We start from the raw sequence: 17,498 nt of genomic DNA on the forward strand, positions 1-17,498 counted from the left end.
TAGGGGTAGAGAAAAGCTTGGGGAAAAGGGCGTCCGGTTAAACGCGGAATGGGTGTCCGGAATCAGCGGAATACGCACTTGATGGTATAGTTGAGAATTTTGGGGTGATTTTCTCAGGTTTTGCTTAGAGAAAGGGCTTTTTGTTGAGAAACCAATGAACCCATTGGTATTGCTGGCCTCTCTCATGATTCATAAAAACAAAAATTAATTCTTGAAAATCCTGAATCATCCTAATCGTTAATTTATACAAAAAGCGCCCTAAAATATGGGCGCTTTTTTGTTTGGTTTTGTATTTGAAATGCTACTCACCAATGAATGGTTGGCGGTAACCTTTCTCTTCTAAGAATTCAGTGGCCATGATTGGTTCGTCGGTCTGAAACATTGTTGCCCCTTTCCTATGCCACCAACCCCATACTTCGTCAGGTAAGCCGTCACGAAATGCCATTTCGTCTCCACGACCGCCAGAGCGTAGACCGTTATTGCTGTCATATAACGTGTTTATCCAGTAGTGGGTGTTGTACTTGTCACGCAACGCCAGTGATTCGTCAGTGAAGAAGAAGCCGCCAGTCATTGTGATAGGTTGGCTAGAGTTGTATGCATTCCTGACCTGTACCAATACCGGGTTTACCCGCTCAAGAATTTCTTCAAGGTAGGTGTAATTGGTATCATCGCTATAATCGGCATCGGAATCATAGATGTTTGGCATGAACTTGATCTTAGAATCACGCCACTCATCAATTAGCGCATAGCCGGATTGGCGGCCAGATTCATTTGCCATTCGTACTGAAGCTAGGATCTGATGGTCGACGCCAAACGCGATAGCCATATTGAACATATCAGGGTAGCGGCTGTTGCCTACCTTGTTATCAAGGTTGATTAAGATCTTATCCTTCGTTAATTCGTACACTGATTCCAGTGTTGGGATCGTCTCGTCTGTGATATTTCCATTGCCATCAATTAGCTGGCAATCTTCGACTTCTTCCCACAATTTTTGACTGATACTACCATCACAGTTCGTGATGCGGTTCAGCGAACCATCATGCAAGATAACATACTGGTCATCAGCGGTAACACGGATATCAAGCTCTACCACATCAACGCCCATATCAATCGCGTACTGGATAGATTCAAGAGATTGCTCAGGGAATAGGCTCTCACCCTGATTAGTCCATAGTGCACGGTGACCAATGACAAAGACGTGGTCACGGTTTTCATTGGCGTTTTCTAACCGATGCAGCATCTGCTCAACACGATTAAGCGATGGCGAAGGTTTTGGTGGTGTCAGATCTGGAATGGGTCTGTCTGGAGTAAGTTCTTTCCCAGCGGTGTCATTGCTTGAACTGTTACACCCGGCAAGTGTAAGTAATGCAATAGCAGTGACTAACAGCTTCTTGTTCATTGTATTCCCTTATTATATTTGTAATGCCAACTGACGGTTAAAGCTAATAGTGTTATTAGCTGATATTTTTATAAGTGCGCTCGAAACGACGAAGTAGCTGATCACCACGGCGTTTCGCATTGTCCAGGGCTTGTTGCATCGAGATATCACCAGCAAAAGCTTTTTGAGTTTCTTCGCGGAAAATGCTTCGGAATTGGGTATAGAAACCTAAGCGGATACCACGGGAAGCACTGTTACTCGGTTGATTGAGTGAAGCGTAACCCGCATGAACTGAAGCAAAAGTGGCATCGTCAGAGTCGGTGGTATCTAGAATATGCTGATAGGCTTCTTGGGTGACGGGTAGGTAGCCAGTCATCGCTGTTAGCGATTTCTGTACTTCTGGATGACGTAAGTAATTCAAGAACTCCTTAGCGACAGCTTCTTCAGCGGTGCTGTGACCATCTAACATCCACAATGAACCACCTCCGACAAAAGTATTCAGTCGATCGATGCCTTGATAAACCGGTGCCATTGAGATCTGTAATGAGTCACCAAGTGACGTTGAAGAGGCGTTATAGGCAGAAAGCGAAGCCTCCATCATGGCGCACTCACCAGAGGCAAAAGCGCTTGTGTATTTTCCTGCACGCGTTTGTGGGTCTAGTTTGACAAGACCTTGCTTGTTCCAGTGGTGAAGGTTGTTCATGTGGTCGACAATCAAGCCTTCATTGACTTTGTACTCGGCATCAAGACCGTCGTAGCCATTGCTATTTGACGCAATTTCAACGCCATGCCGTGCTGCTACTTGCTCCATGACACGCCATGGATGTCCGTCAGTCGTATATGGGCATTCGTGACCGCTTTCTTGTAGCGTTTTCATTGCCGTTACTAGCTCTTCATACGTTTCTGGGGCCTTATTAATGCCCGCTTTAGCCAGTACTTCTTTATTGGAGTAAAGCACTATTGTCGATGAGTTCCATGGTTGAGACATCAACTGGTTATCAGCACTTTGATAGTACCCTTTAGCGCCAGAGATGTAGGCATTCCAATTCACATCGCTATAGCTAGCCTGTAGTGGCTTGAAGATATTCGACATCATGACGTCCATGGTGCCAACTTCATAAAACTGCATTAAGGCAGGGTGATTTTTTGAGCGCACAGAAGCAACAGCTTTTTGCATTGCGACTTCGTAGTCACCCTGGAATATACATTCCACCTGGTTGTCTGATTGAGCGTTAAAATCAGCACAAATTGTATCCACGACATCACCGCCGATAGAGTGCCAGAACTCGATGGATGTTGCGGCGTTTGCTGCGGTTGCTGAGGCAACAAGCGTTAATGCTGTAGCGATTGCAGAGAGCTTCATTGTCATTCCTTTAATATGACTCTTAATGTGTGTAAATAGTCTACCATTGTGAATATTACGGCAGTATGTCATTAAGATTTCTGTTTTAATTCGTTCTTTTATTTCACCTTGGAAAATTACAGGTCGCGTCATATCTTTTATCTTATTATGATTTTAAAGATCTGATTTGTATGGATATAGGGCGAGTGATAGTACCTAAGGCTTAGAGGGTGTGTTTGAAAGTGATTAGTGGAAGTGGGTTAATTTATAATTATTTACACACTTAAAGAGTAATAATGGTGTCATCTTTAACACGTAGAGTGATCAATATCGAAATTAGCCCCGACCAGAAGGTTTCATAGGGGCCTGAACCAATCTACCGTTAAGGACGTTTATGCAGGCGGTGTATAAAAAGCGATGGCTAACGCTTTGGTTAGCTGCGCCCCAGTTATTATTACTGTTTTTATTTTTTTATTTACCTATTATCAAATCGATTGAGTGGTCATTTACTTTGCAGGCGCCATTTGGCGGACAAAGTATTTTTGTCGGTCTGGACAACTACCGAGAAGTATTTTCTGACCCTGAGTTTTATCGGAGCTTTTGGCTGACCATCAAGTTCATGGTCATTGGCTCAAGCCTGTCAGTGCTCGTTCCGCTGATTTTAGCAATAGCCGTTGATCGTAAAATTAAACTGTCACGTCCTGCGCGAAATTTCCTCGTGTGGCCAAAAGCTGTTGCAGGGGCATCAATTGGAGTGGCATTCGCATTTATCTTCAATCCGTTTGTTGGGGTGTTGTCATTCCTTAATGACATTCACCCGGATCTCTGGCAACCGGGAATGAATGGCAATCATGCTTTTACGATGTTGATTATTGCCCACGTCTGGGGCGGTATTCCCTTTAATTTTGTCATTTTCCTCGGTGGACTGCAGGCTATTCCGGTGTCACTGACCCATTCTGCAGCAATGGATGGGGCTGGGCCCTGGCGTCGGATTGTCGACATTTATATACCGCTATTAACACCTCAGCTATTTCTCAGTCTGGTACTTGAGATAACAGATTCTGTTGTGTCCGCTTTTGCCTTGATCGCCAGTATGACCCAAGGGGGCCCTGGTGGTTCGACTAAGCTGCTGGTTTACAAAATCTATGAAGATGGTTTTAGGGGCCTGGATTTATCGGGTGCATCGACGCAAACAGTCATTCTTACCGCATTGGTATTGAGTCTTGCTTTGATGCAGTTCCTGTTTCTTGAGAAGAAAGTGAAATATGAGCGCTAATCATGATTGAGAACTCAAAAAATATCGACAGAGTGGCCAGTATCATTTTATTCATGGGGATGGTATTTGTTCTGTTGCCCATTTATTTGGTGATCACCACGGCTACCCATTCTTATGAAACTTTTCTGCAAGAGGGACTGCAATACTTTCCAGGACCAGAGCTAATCAATAACCTTCGCTCGGTAATGGAAAATACCAATTTAGTCCCGCAGATCGGTAATAGTATTATTATCGCGCTGATGTCAGCCACCGGTAAAACCGCTTTTTCGTTCTTAGCGGCATTCGGTATTGTGTATTTTCGAGTGCGTTACGGTACCGTCATCTTTTTTCTTATTTTGATGTCGACAATGGTCCCGTTGGACTTGCGGATTGTTGCGAGTTACGAGGTCGCATCCAATATTTTGGCACCGTTGAACACCCTATTGAATGTGTTTGGTATTAACGCCTTGATCAGTGCGGTGCGAGGAGCACCAGTCTTTCTCGAATTAAGTTTGATTGATACCTATTTTGGTATGGCAGCCCCTATTCTTGCTTCTGGTACGGGGACGTTCCTGTTCCGTCAGTCATTTAAGACTATACCGCCTTCACTGATTAATGCGGCAACCATGGATGGGGCAGGGCCAATCCGTTTCATGATAGATATTCTGCTGCCTATTTCCAAAACCAGCATCATTTCCTTGTTTGTGCTGATGTTCATGGGAGGTTGGAACCAATATATGTGGCCACTCGTTGTTGCATCCAAGCCTGAAATGGAAACGGCATTAATTGGTCTGGTCAAGCTAAGCACTGTCGTTGACGGCGCTACTCCTGATTACCCGATGGTGATGGCGGGCGCCATCTTAGTCAACATTATTCCTATTTTGATGATTGTCGTCATGCAGAAATATATCGTCAAAGGCTTAACGCTTTCGGAGAAGTAACATGAGCAAAATATTAGATAATATTCGTGAACATGCCCAGAGCATTGAATTGAAGGGCATTAAAAAATCTTACGGTAGCAATATTGTGATTCCTGAACTTGATGTCACGATAGATGCCGGTGAGTTCGTCGTGATCCTTGGACCGTCTGGCTGCGGCAAGTCCACGACAATGAATATGATTGCTGGTTTGGAAGATGTGGATGGTGGGACAATATCGATTGGACAGCAAGAGGTGCAGGATCTCGAACCTAAAGCGCGTGGCTGTGCAATGGTATTTCAGAATTATGCGCTCTATCCTCACATGACGGTGGCGGACAACATCGGTTATTCGCTCAAAATTCGGGGAATGAAAAAGACAGAAAGGATGGCAAAAGTTGCAGAAGTGGCCAAGGTTGTTTCATTAGAGGACTTTCTAGAGCGCTTGCCAAGTGAGCTATCAGGTGGCCAGCGGCAGCGTGTGGCGATTGGTCGTGCGATTGTCCGCGAGCCAAGTGTTTTGCTCTTTGACGAGCCTTTGTCTAACCTCGATGCCAAATTACGACATGAAATGCGCATTGAGCTGTCACAATTGCATGAGCGAATAGGCGCTACCTCCGTCTTTGTAACACATGATCAGGTAGAAGCGATGACTCTTGCCGATCGCATTATGATCCTCAATAAAGGCAACCTTGAACAATTCGATACACCAAAAAATGTCTACGATAAGCCAGCAACAGTATTCGTCGCCAACTTCATTGGTTCGCCAGCAATGAACCTTATCGAAAATATTGAGCGAGATACTCCGCTTTGGCAGTACTGTAACCTAGGTCTGCTTGATGGCGTCATGGGCGATGATGTGATTGCAGGGATCAGACCGGAACATATCGAAGTGGTTGAGGATGGCGGGATGCGTGCAAAGGTGACGTATATTGAGGATCTCGGGGCCTATAAAGTGATTAATGTTGTGTTGGCGAGTGGACAGGAATTGATGATATCGACATCGTTAGGGTTTGATGGTGATCACCCAGATGCCATACATATTAAGTTCCCAGAGGGTAAGCTTCATTATTTTGATCGTCAGTCCGGATTGCGCCTGTAGTTTTAAGGGTGGCTACAACGGCTCCATTTGAGCTAAACAGTAAATAAGGAAAAGATGGTAGTGACATTGAAAAAAATAGACCAAGTCATTGATGTTATCCGGCATGCTTCCCGAGATATTATCCAATCTCGATTCCGTCAGATTGGTGAAAATGAAATTGCGGTCAAAACCTCATCGACTGACCTCGTGACAGAGTGTGATACTCAAGTGGAGCAGGCGCTGACTGAAGGGTTGCAGCCACTGTTTCCTGACTACGTTATCCTGGGCGAGGAGATGGTATCCCAGCAAGGTTGGGATAGTGGAGTGATTAATCGGCTTGATAAAGTGGTGATTATAGACCCCATTGATGGTACGTATAATTTTGCCCATGGCATTTCACAATGCGGCGTGATGGTTGCTGTGAGGGAAGGGAATGAAACCCAGCTTTCGGTATTATACGACCCATTGCAGGATGACTGGGTATGGGCTATCAAGGGGCAAGGGTGCTTTTGGGAAAATAAACTAGGTGCGAGTAAACGTCTTCGGATCCCTAGCCGAGACGCAAATCTTGGGCAGATCTCGCCATTTTTATTTGATGCTCAGCAACGGGGACCGATTCTGGAACTAATGGCTGGTTATGATCGGGTACTTTCTGTTGGTTGCTCATGCCATGAATACCGGAATGTGCTTTTTGGTGGGGCAACATTTTACCTAACCCAGCGGGCGATAAAGCCTTGGGATCATTACGCTGGTCTACTGGCAATTGAAGAGGCCGGAGGTTATGCGGCATACCTTGATGGTCAACCGGTTGATAAGGTTGAGGCGGGACGAAATCTGCTAGTGGCAAACAGTGAACAAAAGTGGCAAGATCTGGCGGTGAAAATGAATGAAAAATTGCTGATTGGGCTGGAAGCTTAAGGATTATGCACAAACTGAGACCGGATACGTTACAACTGTCCGAAAATGAAAAACGAATTATTGATATCGTTTGGCCAGCGGATGTTATTACCCGAAGCGAAGTCACATCCAGCGTTCCTTTTACCCAACAATCGACTCACCGTATTGTTGAATCCCTGCTAGATAAAGAGGTGCTTTGTCTCGGGGAGCCTTTGGCCAGGGGGCGGGGCAAACCGAGCTCTGTTATTGCCCTTAATACGACGCGTTTCTATACGATTGGTTTGAGCTTCAAAGATAGTGGCATCTATATGCGGCTTGCTAATTTACGTGGCGAATCATTAATCGATGCCGTCCTTGCCGTTGATAATAAATTCAGGGATGGGGTATTTAAGCAGTTAGTTGAGGCTGTTTTTTCAGAGTTGCAAGATCTAAATATATCGCCGGAGCAATTGCTTGGTGTAGGGGTTTCGATTCCTAGTTATCGGGTTAACTTTTGCGGCGATGCCGAGGTATTCCAGGCGTTTGGGCAATGGCCACAACTTGATTATGCAGCACAATTACAGCGAGTGTTTGAGCTACCGGTTTGGGTTGAAAATAATGCCAATTGTTCGGCAATTGCAGAGCTAATGTTGGGACAGGGCAATCAGTATCCTAGTTTTCTGTACCTGTCATTCGGCCATGGTTACGGCAGTGGGTTAGTGTGGAAAAAAGAACTTATGTCTGGCGGGTTCCGCAATGCTGGCCAGATTGGACGTACGTTTACGCATCAAGAACGTTCTTTCCGCCCGGCGATGTCAAATTTGATGCGCTATTTTTCGGCACAGAAGGTTGATATGAGCGCAGGGCTAGAGGCCGCGGTTGAGAATAATATGCCTTCGGTACTTAATTGGTATCAAGACGTCGAACCTATGCTAATTCGTTCATTACGCTCTTTTATCGGAGTATTTGACCCGAGTGCTATTGTCATTGGAGGCAGTGCGCCAAAAGCGGTAAAGCAACTGTTCGAAGTCACCATTAATAAAGTACTCGGAGAGCAAATCCTTATTGGCTATATACCGCCTACGATATATTACAGCGACATTGCTGAGTGGGCAGAAGTAAAAGGCGCTTCGCTTCTACCAATCAAAAAAAGGTTGATGAGCTCTTTTGTGTCTTAGTTAGTTATCAGTAATTAAGTACATTTAACTTATTTATCCTTATTTAACATAGTATTGGTAATCTCAAACAGGCTTGCATTCATGACAATAATATGGATACTTACTCGAAATGATGATGTAGGGTAAGTGCAATGAGTGCTCTGAGGCGGGCATACAAGCCAAGAATTCCAATGCCAAGCCACCAGTGCTCAATGGTCAATCGTGAGACACTGCCGCGGGAGTGTGGGGTGTACGCCATTTCGCAGGGGTTCGAGTGCCTGCTGGTGGGGAGTGCGACTGATGTGGGGAAAGCATTGCAATCTCTGCATAAGGTGGGTGATGTCCAGATCACCCATGGTTGCACAGCACAATTCTGGCGTTGTCGGGAAGAAAACAGGCAAGCGATGGAGTTGTCGTTTATCTATTCGATGGATCCCAAGTTCAATATCCACCTGCCGGATGACTTCGTGAGAATTATGACGGACTACCTCAAGCCGGAATCGAGCTTGGCGGTAGAAGATATCGAACGTTTCTTCCAGCATTTTCAAGCCAACCGGGCGTACAAAGTGCATGAGCAGGAAGAGCGCCATCGTAAAACAGAAGTGACCCGACTTGCTTACTTGGCCGCGTTTAGTGAGCTGACTGATGATGAGTTGGATACGGTCCAAGACGCATTGGATCAGATCCGGCGTGAGCGCCGAGCGTAAAAAAAGCCAGCACATAGTTATGTCGCTGGCTTTTTTGTCTCTGGGTGCTGATTGAAATCAAGCAGCCAAACTGGCGTAGCTGCGCTGGAGAATATCAATAATAGGGGCCGCTTTGTTGTGCTTGCGGATATCGGCAAACAGCTCTTTGGCCTGCGGGTATTCATGGCGCAGGTAGGCAAACCACTGTTTGATACGGTTCGGGTAATACAGCCCTTTGTCCCCTTTGATTTCATAGGTCGAGTACTTCAGCAAAAGTTGAAGTACCGCCTCCCACTCCATGTGTTCTTCATTGTGTTTGATCACATTGCCAAGGTTTGGCAGGTTAATCGCACCGCGGCACACCATCAGGGCATCACTGCCAGTGGTCTCCATGCAGCGCTGGCCATCCTGGTAATTCCAGACCTCGCCATTGGCAATGATTGGTGTGGTGATTTTTTCTTTTAGCTGGTGGATGTAATCCCACTTAATGGTCTCTGCCTTGTAGCCATCGGTTTTGGTACGGGCATGGACTGCTATCTCATCGGCACCAGCTTGGGCTACGGCATCGGCAATTTCAAAGCAATGGTTAGGATCATCCCAGCCCAAACGGACTTTGGCCGTAACAGGAAAGCGGGGATCAGTGGCGGCACGTACCGCTTTGACAATGTCGTACATCAAGTCTGGGTCTTGGAGCAGCACTGCGCCGCCACGGCTTTTATTTACCGACTTGGCCGGGCAGCCGAAGTTGATATCAATACCGGGAGAGCCAAGCGAAACGGCGCGGTGGGCGTTTTCGGCCAGCCAGTTTGGGTCTTGCCCCAAAAGCTGGACGCGAACCGGCGTACCCGAAACGGTTTTTCCGCCTTGGTGTAACTCGGGGCACAAGCGGTAGAACACACTGTTTGGCAAGAGCTGATCAACCACACGGATAAACTCCGTGACGCACAGATCATAATCATTGATGTCTGTCAGCATTTCCCGCATCAGATGATCAAGAACACCTTCCATCGGGCCTAGAATTACTCGCATGTGATTTCTCTTTTGTGCCAATGTGCAAAAGTATAGGCGAGGGCTGATCCGGTTTGTCAGCGCATAGCCTGTTGGGAGCGAGATTCTAGTGGGTAATGACCGGCTTGTCCAATTCCAGAATATGACTCAACTTGAGGCAAGCATCCGACCCGAGAGGGTAAATACTTTCGGTAGTTCGTGCCTTTGGGCTTCTTGGGCAAGCGCTAACATTTTCTGGGCAACTTGTTCTGCTGGGATAGGGTCAAGATTAGCGAGAGGGCCAACAGCCAGCGGGTGCAAGGCATCGAAGATCCCTTGAACTAGCAGCTCGTCTTTTCTTGGTTTGCTGCGATCTCCCCTGAGTGGGCCAGGACGGACAAAGATGCAATGTTCAAAGCCCATTTTTACCAGTGCTTGCTCCATTTTCCCTTTGCAGCGCAGGTAGTGAGAAGGGGACCAAGGGCTGGCAAGTAGGCTGGATATCACCACGATATGCCTGACGCCCAGCATCTTCATGGTTTTTGCCACGTCTTTGACCAGCTGGAAATCCACTGCTTCCAGGGCTTTTTTGGTCCCTGCCTGCTTTTTGGTGGTACCTAGACAGATAAAACCCACGGTGGGAGTCGGGGAGGTATCTTCCCATTCGGTGATACGTAATTCGGGATGGATGATCTGACGTAGCTTGCTGCCATGCAGGGGCAGTTCACGCCGGGAAAGGGCGTAAACCGTCATTATTTCCGGTTGCTTGAGAAGAAGATGTAAAAGCTCATCACCGACCAACCCACTGCCGCCAGCGATGATTGCACTGCTACCTGTCATTTATTTCCACCATCCTGATGATAACTCCTTCTTTTTGCCACCAATTGCTGCAAAGTTCAACAGGTTTGTTTTTTTGTCAGCATTTTCCTGTTCTGGCGCAAAAAGCGATATGGACAAGTCAACTTTGAATCCTGCAACTTGCCGTGACTTGGGTATATAATCAGCCCACGAAACAGACAACGAGAACCGATCATGACAGAACTAATGACATTACCTGAAGCTTGGGAAGGAATGCCGGCAACCTTTATAGAAGGTGCCTTGCTGGCAGCCAATGCTAACCCAAAACCGCTAGCGCCAGAAACTTGGCTACCAGTACTGCTTACAGTTGGTGTTGACGAAGATGAGCCGGTTGCGCTGGGCCAAGACGACAAAATGGCGGTGTTGAACCATTTTGAACTGCAGTATCGCCATATCAAGGCTGGTGAGTACGTATTGCCATCAGAGTTGAACTTCGAAGAGGTGGGTGAACTGACTGAAGCCATGCAGCAATTTGCCGAAGGTTTCTTGTCCGTGTGGCCGCATATTGAGCCAAACTGGGCTGAGCAGCCACTAACCGACGGCACAATGCGAATGCTATCGGCGTTAATCACCACAGTGATGCTGATGATGGACGAGCAAAACACGCAAGCCCAGATGCAAGAGGCCGGTGTCACTGGGATGCCAGCTCCTGCAGAGCTGTATGTTCAGTTGCCGTTGATGTTAACTGAAGTCGTTATGGCGGCGGATGATCTACAACAGGGGAATGCCGCTAAAGCAGTGAATCCTTATAAAGAGATCGGCCGAAACGACCCTTGTCTGTGTGGTAGTGGTAAGAAATTCAAACAGTGCTGTGGTAAATAACATAATGGCACCTGAGTCAAAGATTGATAAATCCGTCATTTTGGTGGTGGCTGGCGTGATAGAGAAGCAGGGTAAGTACCTGCTTACTCAGCGTCATGATCACGCCAGCCAAGGTGGGTTGTGGGAATTTCCTGGTGGTAAAGTGGAAGCCGGAGAAAGTGAGACACAAGCACTGGAGCGTGAATTACACGAAGAGTTGGCAATTGAAACGATGACTGGAGAGTTTCTTGCCGACAGTGTGTTTGACTACGGTGATAAAGTCGTTCACCTGAAAGGCTATTTGACCCATTGGGTATCCGGTGAGCTGGTACTCCATAGTCATCAGGATGTGGCATGGGTTGAGCGTGATGAAATTAATGACTTTACGCTCTGTCCGGCAGATTACCCCATCGTTGAGGTACTTCTATCACTGCCACTAGAGTGACAGCTTGCATATCACGGCCCACACCCCAAGCCCTAGCTTTTGCTGGGGCTTTTTATTGAATCATCCATGGCGAAAATCGATTAAATATTCTCACCTACCCTAAAGAGTTAACTGCCTTTTATTGCAGTTTGAGTTTGTTCTTTGCTCATAGGGTGAATAAATGATTACCTTTTATGTTTTTATTACCTGATATATGTAGCTTAAATTAGGGGAATTGACTGAAGTGATCTATCCCTTGGAAGCATGGTTTGTTTTTATCTATATACTCTATATTAATCAGATGTTTAAATCTTACCCTTGCTATCCTATATAGCGTGATTGTTACTTTGCTTTCTAACCAGTCTTCATTGGTATCTTTACTGTAACCTTCAAAACAATGATCAAAAAGCTTCTTAAAGTACTTAAATTACCCAGTAAATGTTTATTTTTGAGTGCCAGAGATGCTGCTGATACAAGCTGTGGCACGTCAGTGGTGCCAGTGTAGCGTATCGTGCCAAATATTGAGCTAAAATCAGTTGTAAACTTACAAACAATAATGATCTTTGGTGTGTAATTCTTTAAATTTACTGTTCTAATACGCACATCAACTGGCTGGAAGTTAATTATCTAGTTCATCTAACTGCTCAGATTTGAATGTCTGGTTATATTTACTGTTTTTTGAGGTTTTGTTATGTCTGTTAAAGGGCAATTTAACGTAAGAAGTGCTGCCGCCGATACTTTTGCGATGGTAATTTTTAGTTTTATTACAGGCATGATGATAGAAGTGTTCATTTCTGGAATGACATTCGAACAGTCACTTGCATCAAGAACTCTGTCTATTCCGGTAAATATTGCGATAGCTTGGCCATACGGTGTTTTCCGCGACATGATGATCAGACAAGGAATGAAACTGTCATCCGCTGGTTGGATGAAAGGGCTATCAGACATGTTGGCCTATGTGATGTTCCAGTCGCCGGTTTATGCATGTATCTTGTTGGTCGTTGGAGCCGACATCGATCAGATCATAACAGCGGTTACAAGTAATGCTTTTGTATCCGGTGCACTAGGCGTGGTTTATGGTCAATTCCTCGAAATGTGTCGCCGTATGTTCCGAGTTCCGGGCTACTACCAGCAAGCGTAAAAGACAAAAAACAGCAATTTATATTTGCCCCTGAAGGTTTATGCCTTCAGGGGTTTTTTGCATTTATGCCGACAATGTCTGTAAATACCCCCTTGCTCACCATCTAAGCACGTATAAAAGCGCTCGGTTAAGCATTGAACAAGCTATTTCTGTTTGTAAGAACATATCTCTGTTTGTGATGATTGCGAAAGGGTTTAAAGTTGATTTACGTCAATGAAATGGTTGTGGTCATGATGGGTTGTTACGTGTTTGTTGTCTTGCTTTTGGGGTTTGATTTTTCATTTTGAGTTAAATCAATTATTTATCCATGTTGCGCTGTTTTGTGTTAATGGTTTGTTCTCTTTTCATGCGTGAGATCTTTGATTTCATAAATGATTAGGCATGAGCAGAAGTGATCAGTTCAGGATAAATTCAGTTACAGCCATAGGCATATTATTCATTAATTTATTGGCATAGTTACCTCAGTCAGTTCTGCAAGCAAAACAATAAAAAGTGGGGAAGTAAAATGATTGAGGTACATTGGTCGCTAGCAGCAATGTTAGGCGTTAGTCAGTTTGTCTTATGGTTGAAAATTGGCCTTTTCGGTCGCTTCTTTTCTTGGGTAGACCGCTGTTGCCAAGGCGTTGCGAGTAACATGATTCGCGTTCTCTACGTGCGGATGCGTCCGGCAAGCAAAGCGGCCGTAGCTCCTTCTGAGTTACCTTATATTCTGCGAGGCAAGCCCGCCTCGATGCATTTGGGTAGTTATATTCAAATGCAAAATGAACGCGCTGCAGGGCGAAGCAAGAATTAAAAAAAGCCCCGAAAGGGGCTTTTTTGATATTGGTGCAATCAAACCTACGATGTCGTCGTACGGCGACGCTTCATCTGTATTTCAAGCTGCGGGTTGGCTATTTGGATATCATGCAGGTTGAACTTCTCTTTGATTCGGTTGTGTAAGTCATGCGTCAAACTCAGGCGGTGCGACGTTTCTGCTGCATAGGCTCTGACCTCGAAGTTCTGGCTATCAGCGGTTAGGGTCAGGAAAAAGACTTCAGGAGCAGGATTGTCTAATACGAGATCGCACTCTTCTGTGGCTTCGAACAATAGCTTGGTGACCAGATCGGTATTGGCTGAGTAATTCACACTGATTGACAGGGTGACTCGGGTGATTGGATCTGACAGTGACCAGTTGACGAACTGCTCAGTAACAAATGCCTTGTTTGGCACGATCACTTCTTTACGGTCAAAGTCGACAATCGTTGTGGCGCGGGTATTGATCTTGGCAATGATCCCTGTCAGGTTGCGGATTGTGATGGTATCCCCGATCCGAATCGGCCGTTCGAATAAGATAATTAGGCCAGAAATAAAGTTGGCGAAGATTTCCTGAAGGCCAAAGCCCAAGCCGACACCGAGTGCAGCGACAAGCCATTGCATTTTGGACCAGTCAAATCCCACCAACCCCGAACTAATCAGGATCCCCATGATGATCGCGATATAACGTGTTAAAGAGGTAATGGCATAGCCCGTCCCCGGAGATAGTTCCAGGTGCTGGAGGATCAATAACTCCATTGCACCGGGCAGGTCGCGGGCAACGATAGCCGTCAGCCAAACAGCAATGAGCCCCAGCAATACGCTACTGACCGAAATGGCGCTGATCTCATTGATACCATCAATCTTGTTGGTCACGTCCCATAGTGTCACCTCACCAAGGTAGGATATTGCCTGATAGAAGTCGGCCCATACTGTAGAGAGGCAGGCTAAATAAATCAGTAGCAACAGCGAGCGTAACAAGCGAAGTGACTGGGCACTGATTTTATCTAAATCGACTTCCGGCTCTTCGATTTCAATTTGCATTTCGTTACTACCGAAATGCTCTTCTTTATCCTCTTCCACCTCTGCGATCCGCTGAGCGATGATTTCCTGACGTTTGGCTTTGGCGCGCTCAAAAGCCAGTCGTCGTTTTTGGATCAGCATCAGCCGCTTGACGAGGTAGTAAATCAAGATGGTGATCACCCCAATGACCGCCGAGAACTCCAGTTTGTGCATTACATCTTGCGATGAGGAAAGATAGCCTTTAAGCGCCGTGTAATTCAGTCCCTGTGGGACCAAGATCAGTGTCCACCAAAACAGGTGGTGGCCAATATGGGCTTTACCTTCCGGCAGGTTGCCGTAGGTCATCGGCAGCTTTTCCTTGCACATCCGCCACAAGAAATAACTGATCGAGATATTGCTGATGATAAATGCCAACCGACCCAAGGTGGCATTCACATCAATATCGCTGTAGAGGTGGGCAAATTGCTGGATCACCATCATCGGCAGATAGACCCATAACAGTTGCTTGTAATGGGTAAAGCAGCGACCAATAAGGTCGTGCTCCCATTCGAAGTGGCTGACCAGCAAACCATTAGGGCGTACTAATTCACGTATGAAGCAGAACATGACAAGAGCCATCGGTAGTGTCAGGGCCTGGCCGAGGTGGTAGACAAACGGGTATTGCCAGCCACTGGAGAAAATCTGTCCCACTAAACCAACAATGATCGGGACCGGCCATGCCAGCAAAAACGAGAAGAAGACATTGTTATAGCTGTAGCGAAAACTATCTTGTGTGACCTTGCCGATTTTCTTACTGGTATAGGTAAGGTAGCGCTTCCAGGATTTGCGGCACCAGCTCAAGCCTAGGATGATGGCGGCAATAATGGTCAGTGCGAATGACAGTTTTACTTTGTCGACAACTACTGGAAACTTGATAAAGCCAACCCACTGATAAGGAGAAAAGAACCACTTGAGCTTTTCCCAGGTGACAATAACAAAGTTTATGTTGACCGGGTTGGTATCAGGCGCCCAGAACAACTGCTTGTTTGCCGAGGCATGCAAATCGTTGATATTACTGTTTAGCTGCTCGTAGGAGACTTTCAGTGTTGCTTGTTGGTAGATCAGGGTATCGGTTTGGTCAATCAGCTTTTCGAGCAATATCTGATTGGCTTCAATGAGCGCGTGTTCTTGCAAGAGTTGCTCTTCATTCAAGTTGCCAGTACTTGGGGAAGAATTGCTTTCTTTTAGAGAATCGGCCAATTGCTGGTATTCGTATTTTTTTATTTGGTTTTGGGCGATATCTTTGTCCAGCTGCTCAATGGGCGGGTTGGCCGGTAAGCGGCTGATACGGGTACGTAAGTTTTCACTGAATGCGGGGCTGAGTTTGAGCCATTCCGCCATGGTTTCCAGATCGTCGGCAGTGCTTTCGACGTCGCGGATTTGTTGGCGGCTGGTGGTGAGACCTTGTTGGACCTGCTCGCTGAGTGATGAGATGCCCTTTAACGCCTCAATGTAACGTTTGTTGCTGATGGTCAACTGGCGAAGGCTATCAGGCTGGTTATCAAGGTCCAAATTAAACTGGCCGTTCTCCTCCGAGGTTATATCGGTATCAAGGCGTTGCTGGCGGGATAACTCACGTTGTAACGTATTTCGGTAAGCCAGCCGTGCATCGATTTCTAGATTTTGTAGCTGGATGTGTTGCTTGACGAGAGTGCGGCGGTTACCGGCACTGAGTTGCTCCGCTTCCAGCATGTACAGTTCGCTGACATAGTATTGATGGGATATTTGATGGACCAGTTGCTGGTTTGTGGTATTTGGCTGGCTTTCAATTTGCCTTAGCGCTTGTTCTTCTTGCTTGATCAAGTCACGCAGTTGGGTAGAGCGGCTAGAAAACTCATCAATCCCATTTTCAATCGACCCTAACTCGTTTTTGCTGCTGTTACGGCTTTGCTCTAGCTGCTTTATTTTAGCGTCTTGCTGTTTTATGGCATCTGCCAACTCTTTTTGCGACAGTTCCCTGAAGTCTGGAAATTTGGTGGTGGCAAAGTTATCGACTTGCTGTTTTAGTTTGTCACTCAGTGCCGGAAATTCTTCGATCAGTTGGCGGTAGCTTTGGGTTTTTTCATCAAAATCGACCGCGTTCTCAATCATCCCTTTAGCATTTTGCAGGGTATCAAGCTCTTTGACTATTTCTGGTGTGTTGTCTTGAGCACTGAGTTGTTTGATTTGCTCATCCAGCGTTTGGTTCCAAACGTCGTAATGCCCCTCTAGCGCATGGCTGAGGGTGGCTGCAAGGCTAAGCGTGAGGAAGACGAGAGCAGAAAATAGCCGGAAGATCATAACACTCCAAAAAGACAGAGACTCAAGCTTGAGTGAGATAGTTAAGTAAAATGGGCTTGATGGATAATAGATTGATAATACGTGTTAAATTGTAGTGTATCTTGCGTATATAGCACATGCCATAGATATTTGGATTAGTGTTTTGCTGGATATTGGTACAATTTGATCCATTCCTCGCCACTTGAAAAAGAATTCGGTAAAAGCACTTGACCCTGAAACGCTAAGTGATTACATTAGCCGCCGTTGAGACGCAAGGCGTCAAAGCAACAATGTGGTGAGGTGTCCGAGTGGCTGAAGGAGCACGCCTGGAAAGTGTGTATACGGCAACGTATCGAGGGTTCGAATCCCTCCCTCACCGCCATCATCTTTTAAGGTGATACAATTCGGAGAGATGGCTGAGTGGTTGAAAGCACCGGTCTTGAAAACCGGCATACGTTTGTAGCGTATCTAGGGTTCAAATC

At 46.1% G+C, this 17,498-nt stretch carries 15 protein-coding genes and 1 tRNA gene; 11 read left to right on the plus strand and 5 right to left on the minus strand.

What is annotated here, in order from left to right; all coding sequences use genetic code 11:
• Positions 1-301: 301 nt before the first annotated feature.
• Both NHN17_RS22925 and NHN17_RS22930 read right to left on the minus strand, forming a co-directional pair.
• The gene (locus tag NHN17_RS22925) at positions 302-1,399 is read right to left on the minus strand and encodes a glycerophosphodiester phosphodiesterase family protein (RefSeq protein WP_255044981.1); all 1,098 of its coding nucleotides are present in this window, start codon (positions 1,397-1,399) and stop codon (positions 302-304) included.
• Between the two features lie 55 nt (positions 1,400-1,454).
• On the minus strand, positions 1,455-2,741 hold the full coding sequence (locus NHN17_RS22930) for an extracellular solute-binding protein (RefSeq protein WP_255044982.1): 1,287 nt from the start codon (positions 2,739-2,741) through the stop codon (positions 1,455-1,457).
• 373 nt (positions 2,742-3,114) lie between these two features.
• On the opposite strand from NHN17_RS22930, the gene NHN17_RS22935 reads away from it, so the two are divergent.
• The 6 genes from NHN17_RS22935 (at position 3,115) to NHN17_RS22960 (ending at position 8,713) form a co-directional block, all read left to right on the plus strand.
• The gene (locus NHN17_RS22935; RefSeq protein WP_255044983.1) at positions 3,115-3,996 is read left to right on the plus strand and encodes a carbohydrate ABC transporter permease; all 882 of its coding nucleotides are present in this window, start codon (positions 3,115-3,117) and stop codon (positions 3,994-3,996) included.
• A gap of 2 nt (positions 3,997-3,998) precedes the next feature.
• Entirely contained in the window at positions 3,999-4,916 is a 918-nt protein-coding gene (locus NHN17_RS22940; RefSeq protein ID WP_255044984.1) for an ABC transporter permease subunit, read from the plus strand.
• Between the two features lies 1 nt (position 4,917).
• Complete coding sequence (locus tag NHN17_RS22945; protein ID WP_255044985.1) at positions 4,918-5,994, plus strand: ABC transporter ATP-binding protein; 1,077 nt, start codon at positions 4,918-4,920, stop codon at positions 5,992-5,994.
• A 60-nt stretch (positions 5,995-6,054) separates the two neighbouring features.
• Positions 6,055-6,891 carry an inositol monophosphatase family protein gene (locus NHN17_RS22950; protein ID WP_255044986.1) on the plus strand — a complete coding sequence of 279 codons (837 nt, stop codon included), beginning with the start codon at positions 6,055-6,057 and terminating at the stop codon, positions 6,889-6,891.
• A 5-nt stretch (positions 6,892-6,896) separates the two neighbouring features.
• Complete coding sequence (locus tag NHN17_RS22955) at positions 6,897-8,027, plus strand: ROK family protein (protein ID WP_255044987.1); 1,131 nt, start codon at positions 6,897-6,899, stop codon at positions 8,025-8,027.
• Between the two features lie 131 nt (positions 8,028-8,158).
• Positions 8,159-8,713, plus strand: coding sequence for a hypothetical protein (locus NHN17_RS22960; RefSeq protein WP_255044989.1), 555 nt, complete (start codon positions 8,159-8,161; stop codon positions 8,711-8,713).
• Positions 8,714-8,770: 57 nt separating this feature from the next.
• Here the strand turns inward: NHN17_RS22960 and dusC are convergent, their stop codons facing one another.
• Both dusC and NHN17_RS22970 read right to left on the minus strand, forming a co-directional pair.
• Positions 8,771-9,721: a tRNA dihydrouridine(16) synthase DusC gene (gene dusC, locus NHN17_RS22965; RefSeq protein ID WP_255044990.1), complete on the minus strand. Its 951-nt coding sequence runs from the start codon at positions 9,719-9,721 to the stop codon at positions 8,771-8,773.
• A gap of 126 nt (positions 9,722-9,847) precedes the next feature.
• Positions 9,848-10,519 carry an NAD(P)H-binding protein gene (locus NHN17_RS22970; RefSeq protein WP_255044991.1) on the minus strand — a complete coding sequence of 224 codons (672 nt, stop codon included), beginning with the start codon at positions 10,517-10,519 and terminating at the stop codon, positions 9,848-9,850.
• Positions 10,520-10,711: 192 nt separating this feature from the next.
• Here NHN17_RS22970 and NHN17_RS22975 point away from each other — a divergent pair, with 192 nt between their 5' ends.
• The 4 genes from NHN17_RS22975 to NHN17_RS22990 all read left to right on the plus strand — a co-directional run bounded on the left by NHN17_RS22975 (position 10,712) and on the right by NHN17_RS22990 (position 13,696).
• Positions 10,712-11,359: a YecA family protein gene (locus NHN17_RS22975; RefSeq protein ID WP_255044992.1), complete on the plus strand. Its 648-nt coding sequence runs from the start codon at positions 10,712-10,714 to the stop codon at positions 11,357-11,359.
• Positions 11,360-11,363: 4 nt separating this feature from the next.
• Positions 11,364-11,783: a (deoxy)nucleoside triphosphate pyrophosphohydrolase gene (locus tag NHN17_RS22980; RefSeq protein ID WP_255044993.1), complete on the plus strand. Its 420-nt coding sequence runs from the start codon at positions 11,364-11,366 to the stop codon at positions 11,781-11,783.
• A gap of 670 nt (positions 11,784-12,453) precedes the next feature.
• Positions 12,454-12,903: an L-alanine exporter AlaE gene (locus NHN17_RS22985; RefSeq protein WP_255044994.1), complete on the plus strand. Its 450-nt coding sequence runs from the start codon at positions 12,454-12,456 to the stop codon at positions 12,901-12,903.
• Between the two features lie 505 nt (positions 12,904-13,408).
• Positions 13,409-13,696 (plus strand): hypothetical protein, encoded by a 288-nt coding sequence (locus NHN17_RS22990; RefSeq protein WP_255044995.1) that lies wholly within the window; start codon positions 13,409-13,411, stop codon positions 13,694-13,696.
• Between the two features lie 44 nt (positions 13,697-13,740).
• Here the strand turns inward: NHN17_RS22990 and mscM are convergent, their stop codons facing one another.
• Positions 13,741-17,037, minus strand: coding sequence for a miniconductance mechanosensitive channel MscM (gene mscM, locus NHN17_RS22995; protein WP_255044996.1), 3,297 nt, complete (start codon positions 17,035-17,037; stop codon positions 13,741-13,743).
• A gap of 273 nt (positions 17,038-17,310) precedes the next feature.
• Here mscM and NHN17_RS23000 point away from each other — a divergent pair.
• Positions 17,311-17,398: transfer RNA gene (locus NHN17_RS23000), tRNA-Ser, on the plus strand.
• Positions 17,399-17,498: the final 100 nt, after the last annotated feature.

Source organism: Photobacterium pectinilyticum (assembly GCF_024357955.1).
GTDB classification, from domain to species: Bacteria; Pseudomonadota; Gammaproteobacteria; order Enterobacterales; family Vibrionaceae; genus Photobacterium; species Photobacterium pectinilyticum.

Excerpts from the sequence above, each read along its gene's own strand:
- NHN17_RS22925 (WP_255044981.1), bottom strand. The coding sequence starts at position 1,399 with ATGAACAAGAAGCTGTTAGTCACTGCTATTGCATTACTTACACTTGCC.
- NHN17_RS22930 (WP_255044982.1), bottom strand. The coding sequence starts at position 2,741 with ATGAAGCTCTCTGCAATCGCTACAGCATTAACGCTTGTTGCCTCAGCA.
- NHN17_RS22935 (WP_255044983.1), top strand. The coding sequence starts at position 3,115 with ATGCAGGCGGTGTATAAAAAGCGATGGCTAACGCTTTGGTTAGCTGCG.
- NHN17_RS22940 (WP_255044984.1), top strand. The coding sequence starts at position 3,999 with ATGATTGAGAACTCAAAAAATATCGACAGAGTGGCCAGTATCATTTTA.
- NHN17_RS22945 (WP_255044985.1), top strand. The coding sequence starts at position 4,918 with ATGAGCAAAATATTAGATAATATTCGTGAACATGCCCAGAGCATTGAA.
- NHN17_RS22955 (WP_255044987.1), top strand. The coding sequence starts at position 6,897 with ATGCACAAACTGAGACCGGATACGTTACAACTGTCCGAAAATGAAAAA.
- NHN17_RS22960 (WP_255044989.1), top strand. The coding sequence starts at position 8,159 with ATGAGTGCTCTGAGGCGGGCATACAAGCCAAGAATTCCAATGCCAAGC.
- dusC (WP_255044990.1), bottom strand. The coding sequence starts at position 9,721 with ATGCGAGTAATTCTAGGCCCGATGGAAGGTGTTCTTGATCATCTGATG.
- NHN17_RS22970 (WP_255044991.1), bottom strand. The coding sequence starts at position 10,519 with ATGACAGGTAGCAGTGCAATCATCGCTGGCGGCAGTGGGTTGGTCGGT.
- NHN17_RS22975 (WP_255044992.1), top strand. The coding sequence starts at position 10,712 with ATGACAGAACTAATGACATTACCTGAAGCTTGGGAAGGAATGCCGGCA.
- NHN17_RS22980 (WP_255044993.1), top strand. The coding sequence starts at position 11,364 with ATGGCACCTGAGTCAAAGATTGATAAATCCGTCATTTTGGTGGTGGCT.
- NHN17_RS22985 (WP_255044994.1), top strand. The coding sequence starts at position 12,454 with ATGTCTGTTAAAGGGCAATTTAACGTAAGAAGTGCTGCCGCCGATACT.
- NHN17_RS22990 (WP_255044995.1), top strand. The coding sequence starts at position 13,409 with ATGATTGAGGTACATTGGTCGCTAGCAGCAATGTTAGGCGTTAGTCAG.
- mscM (WP_255044996.1), bottom strand. The coding sequence starts at position 17,037 with ATGATCTTCCGGCTATTTTCTGCTCTCGTCTTCCTCACGCTTAGCCTT.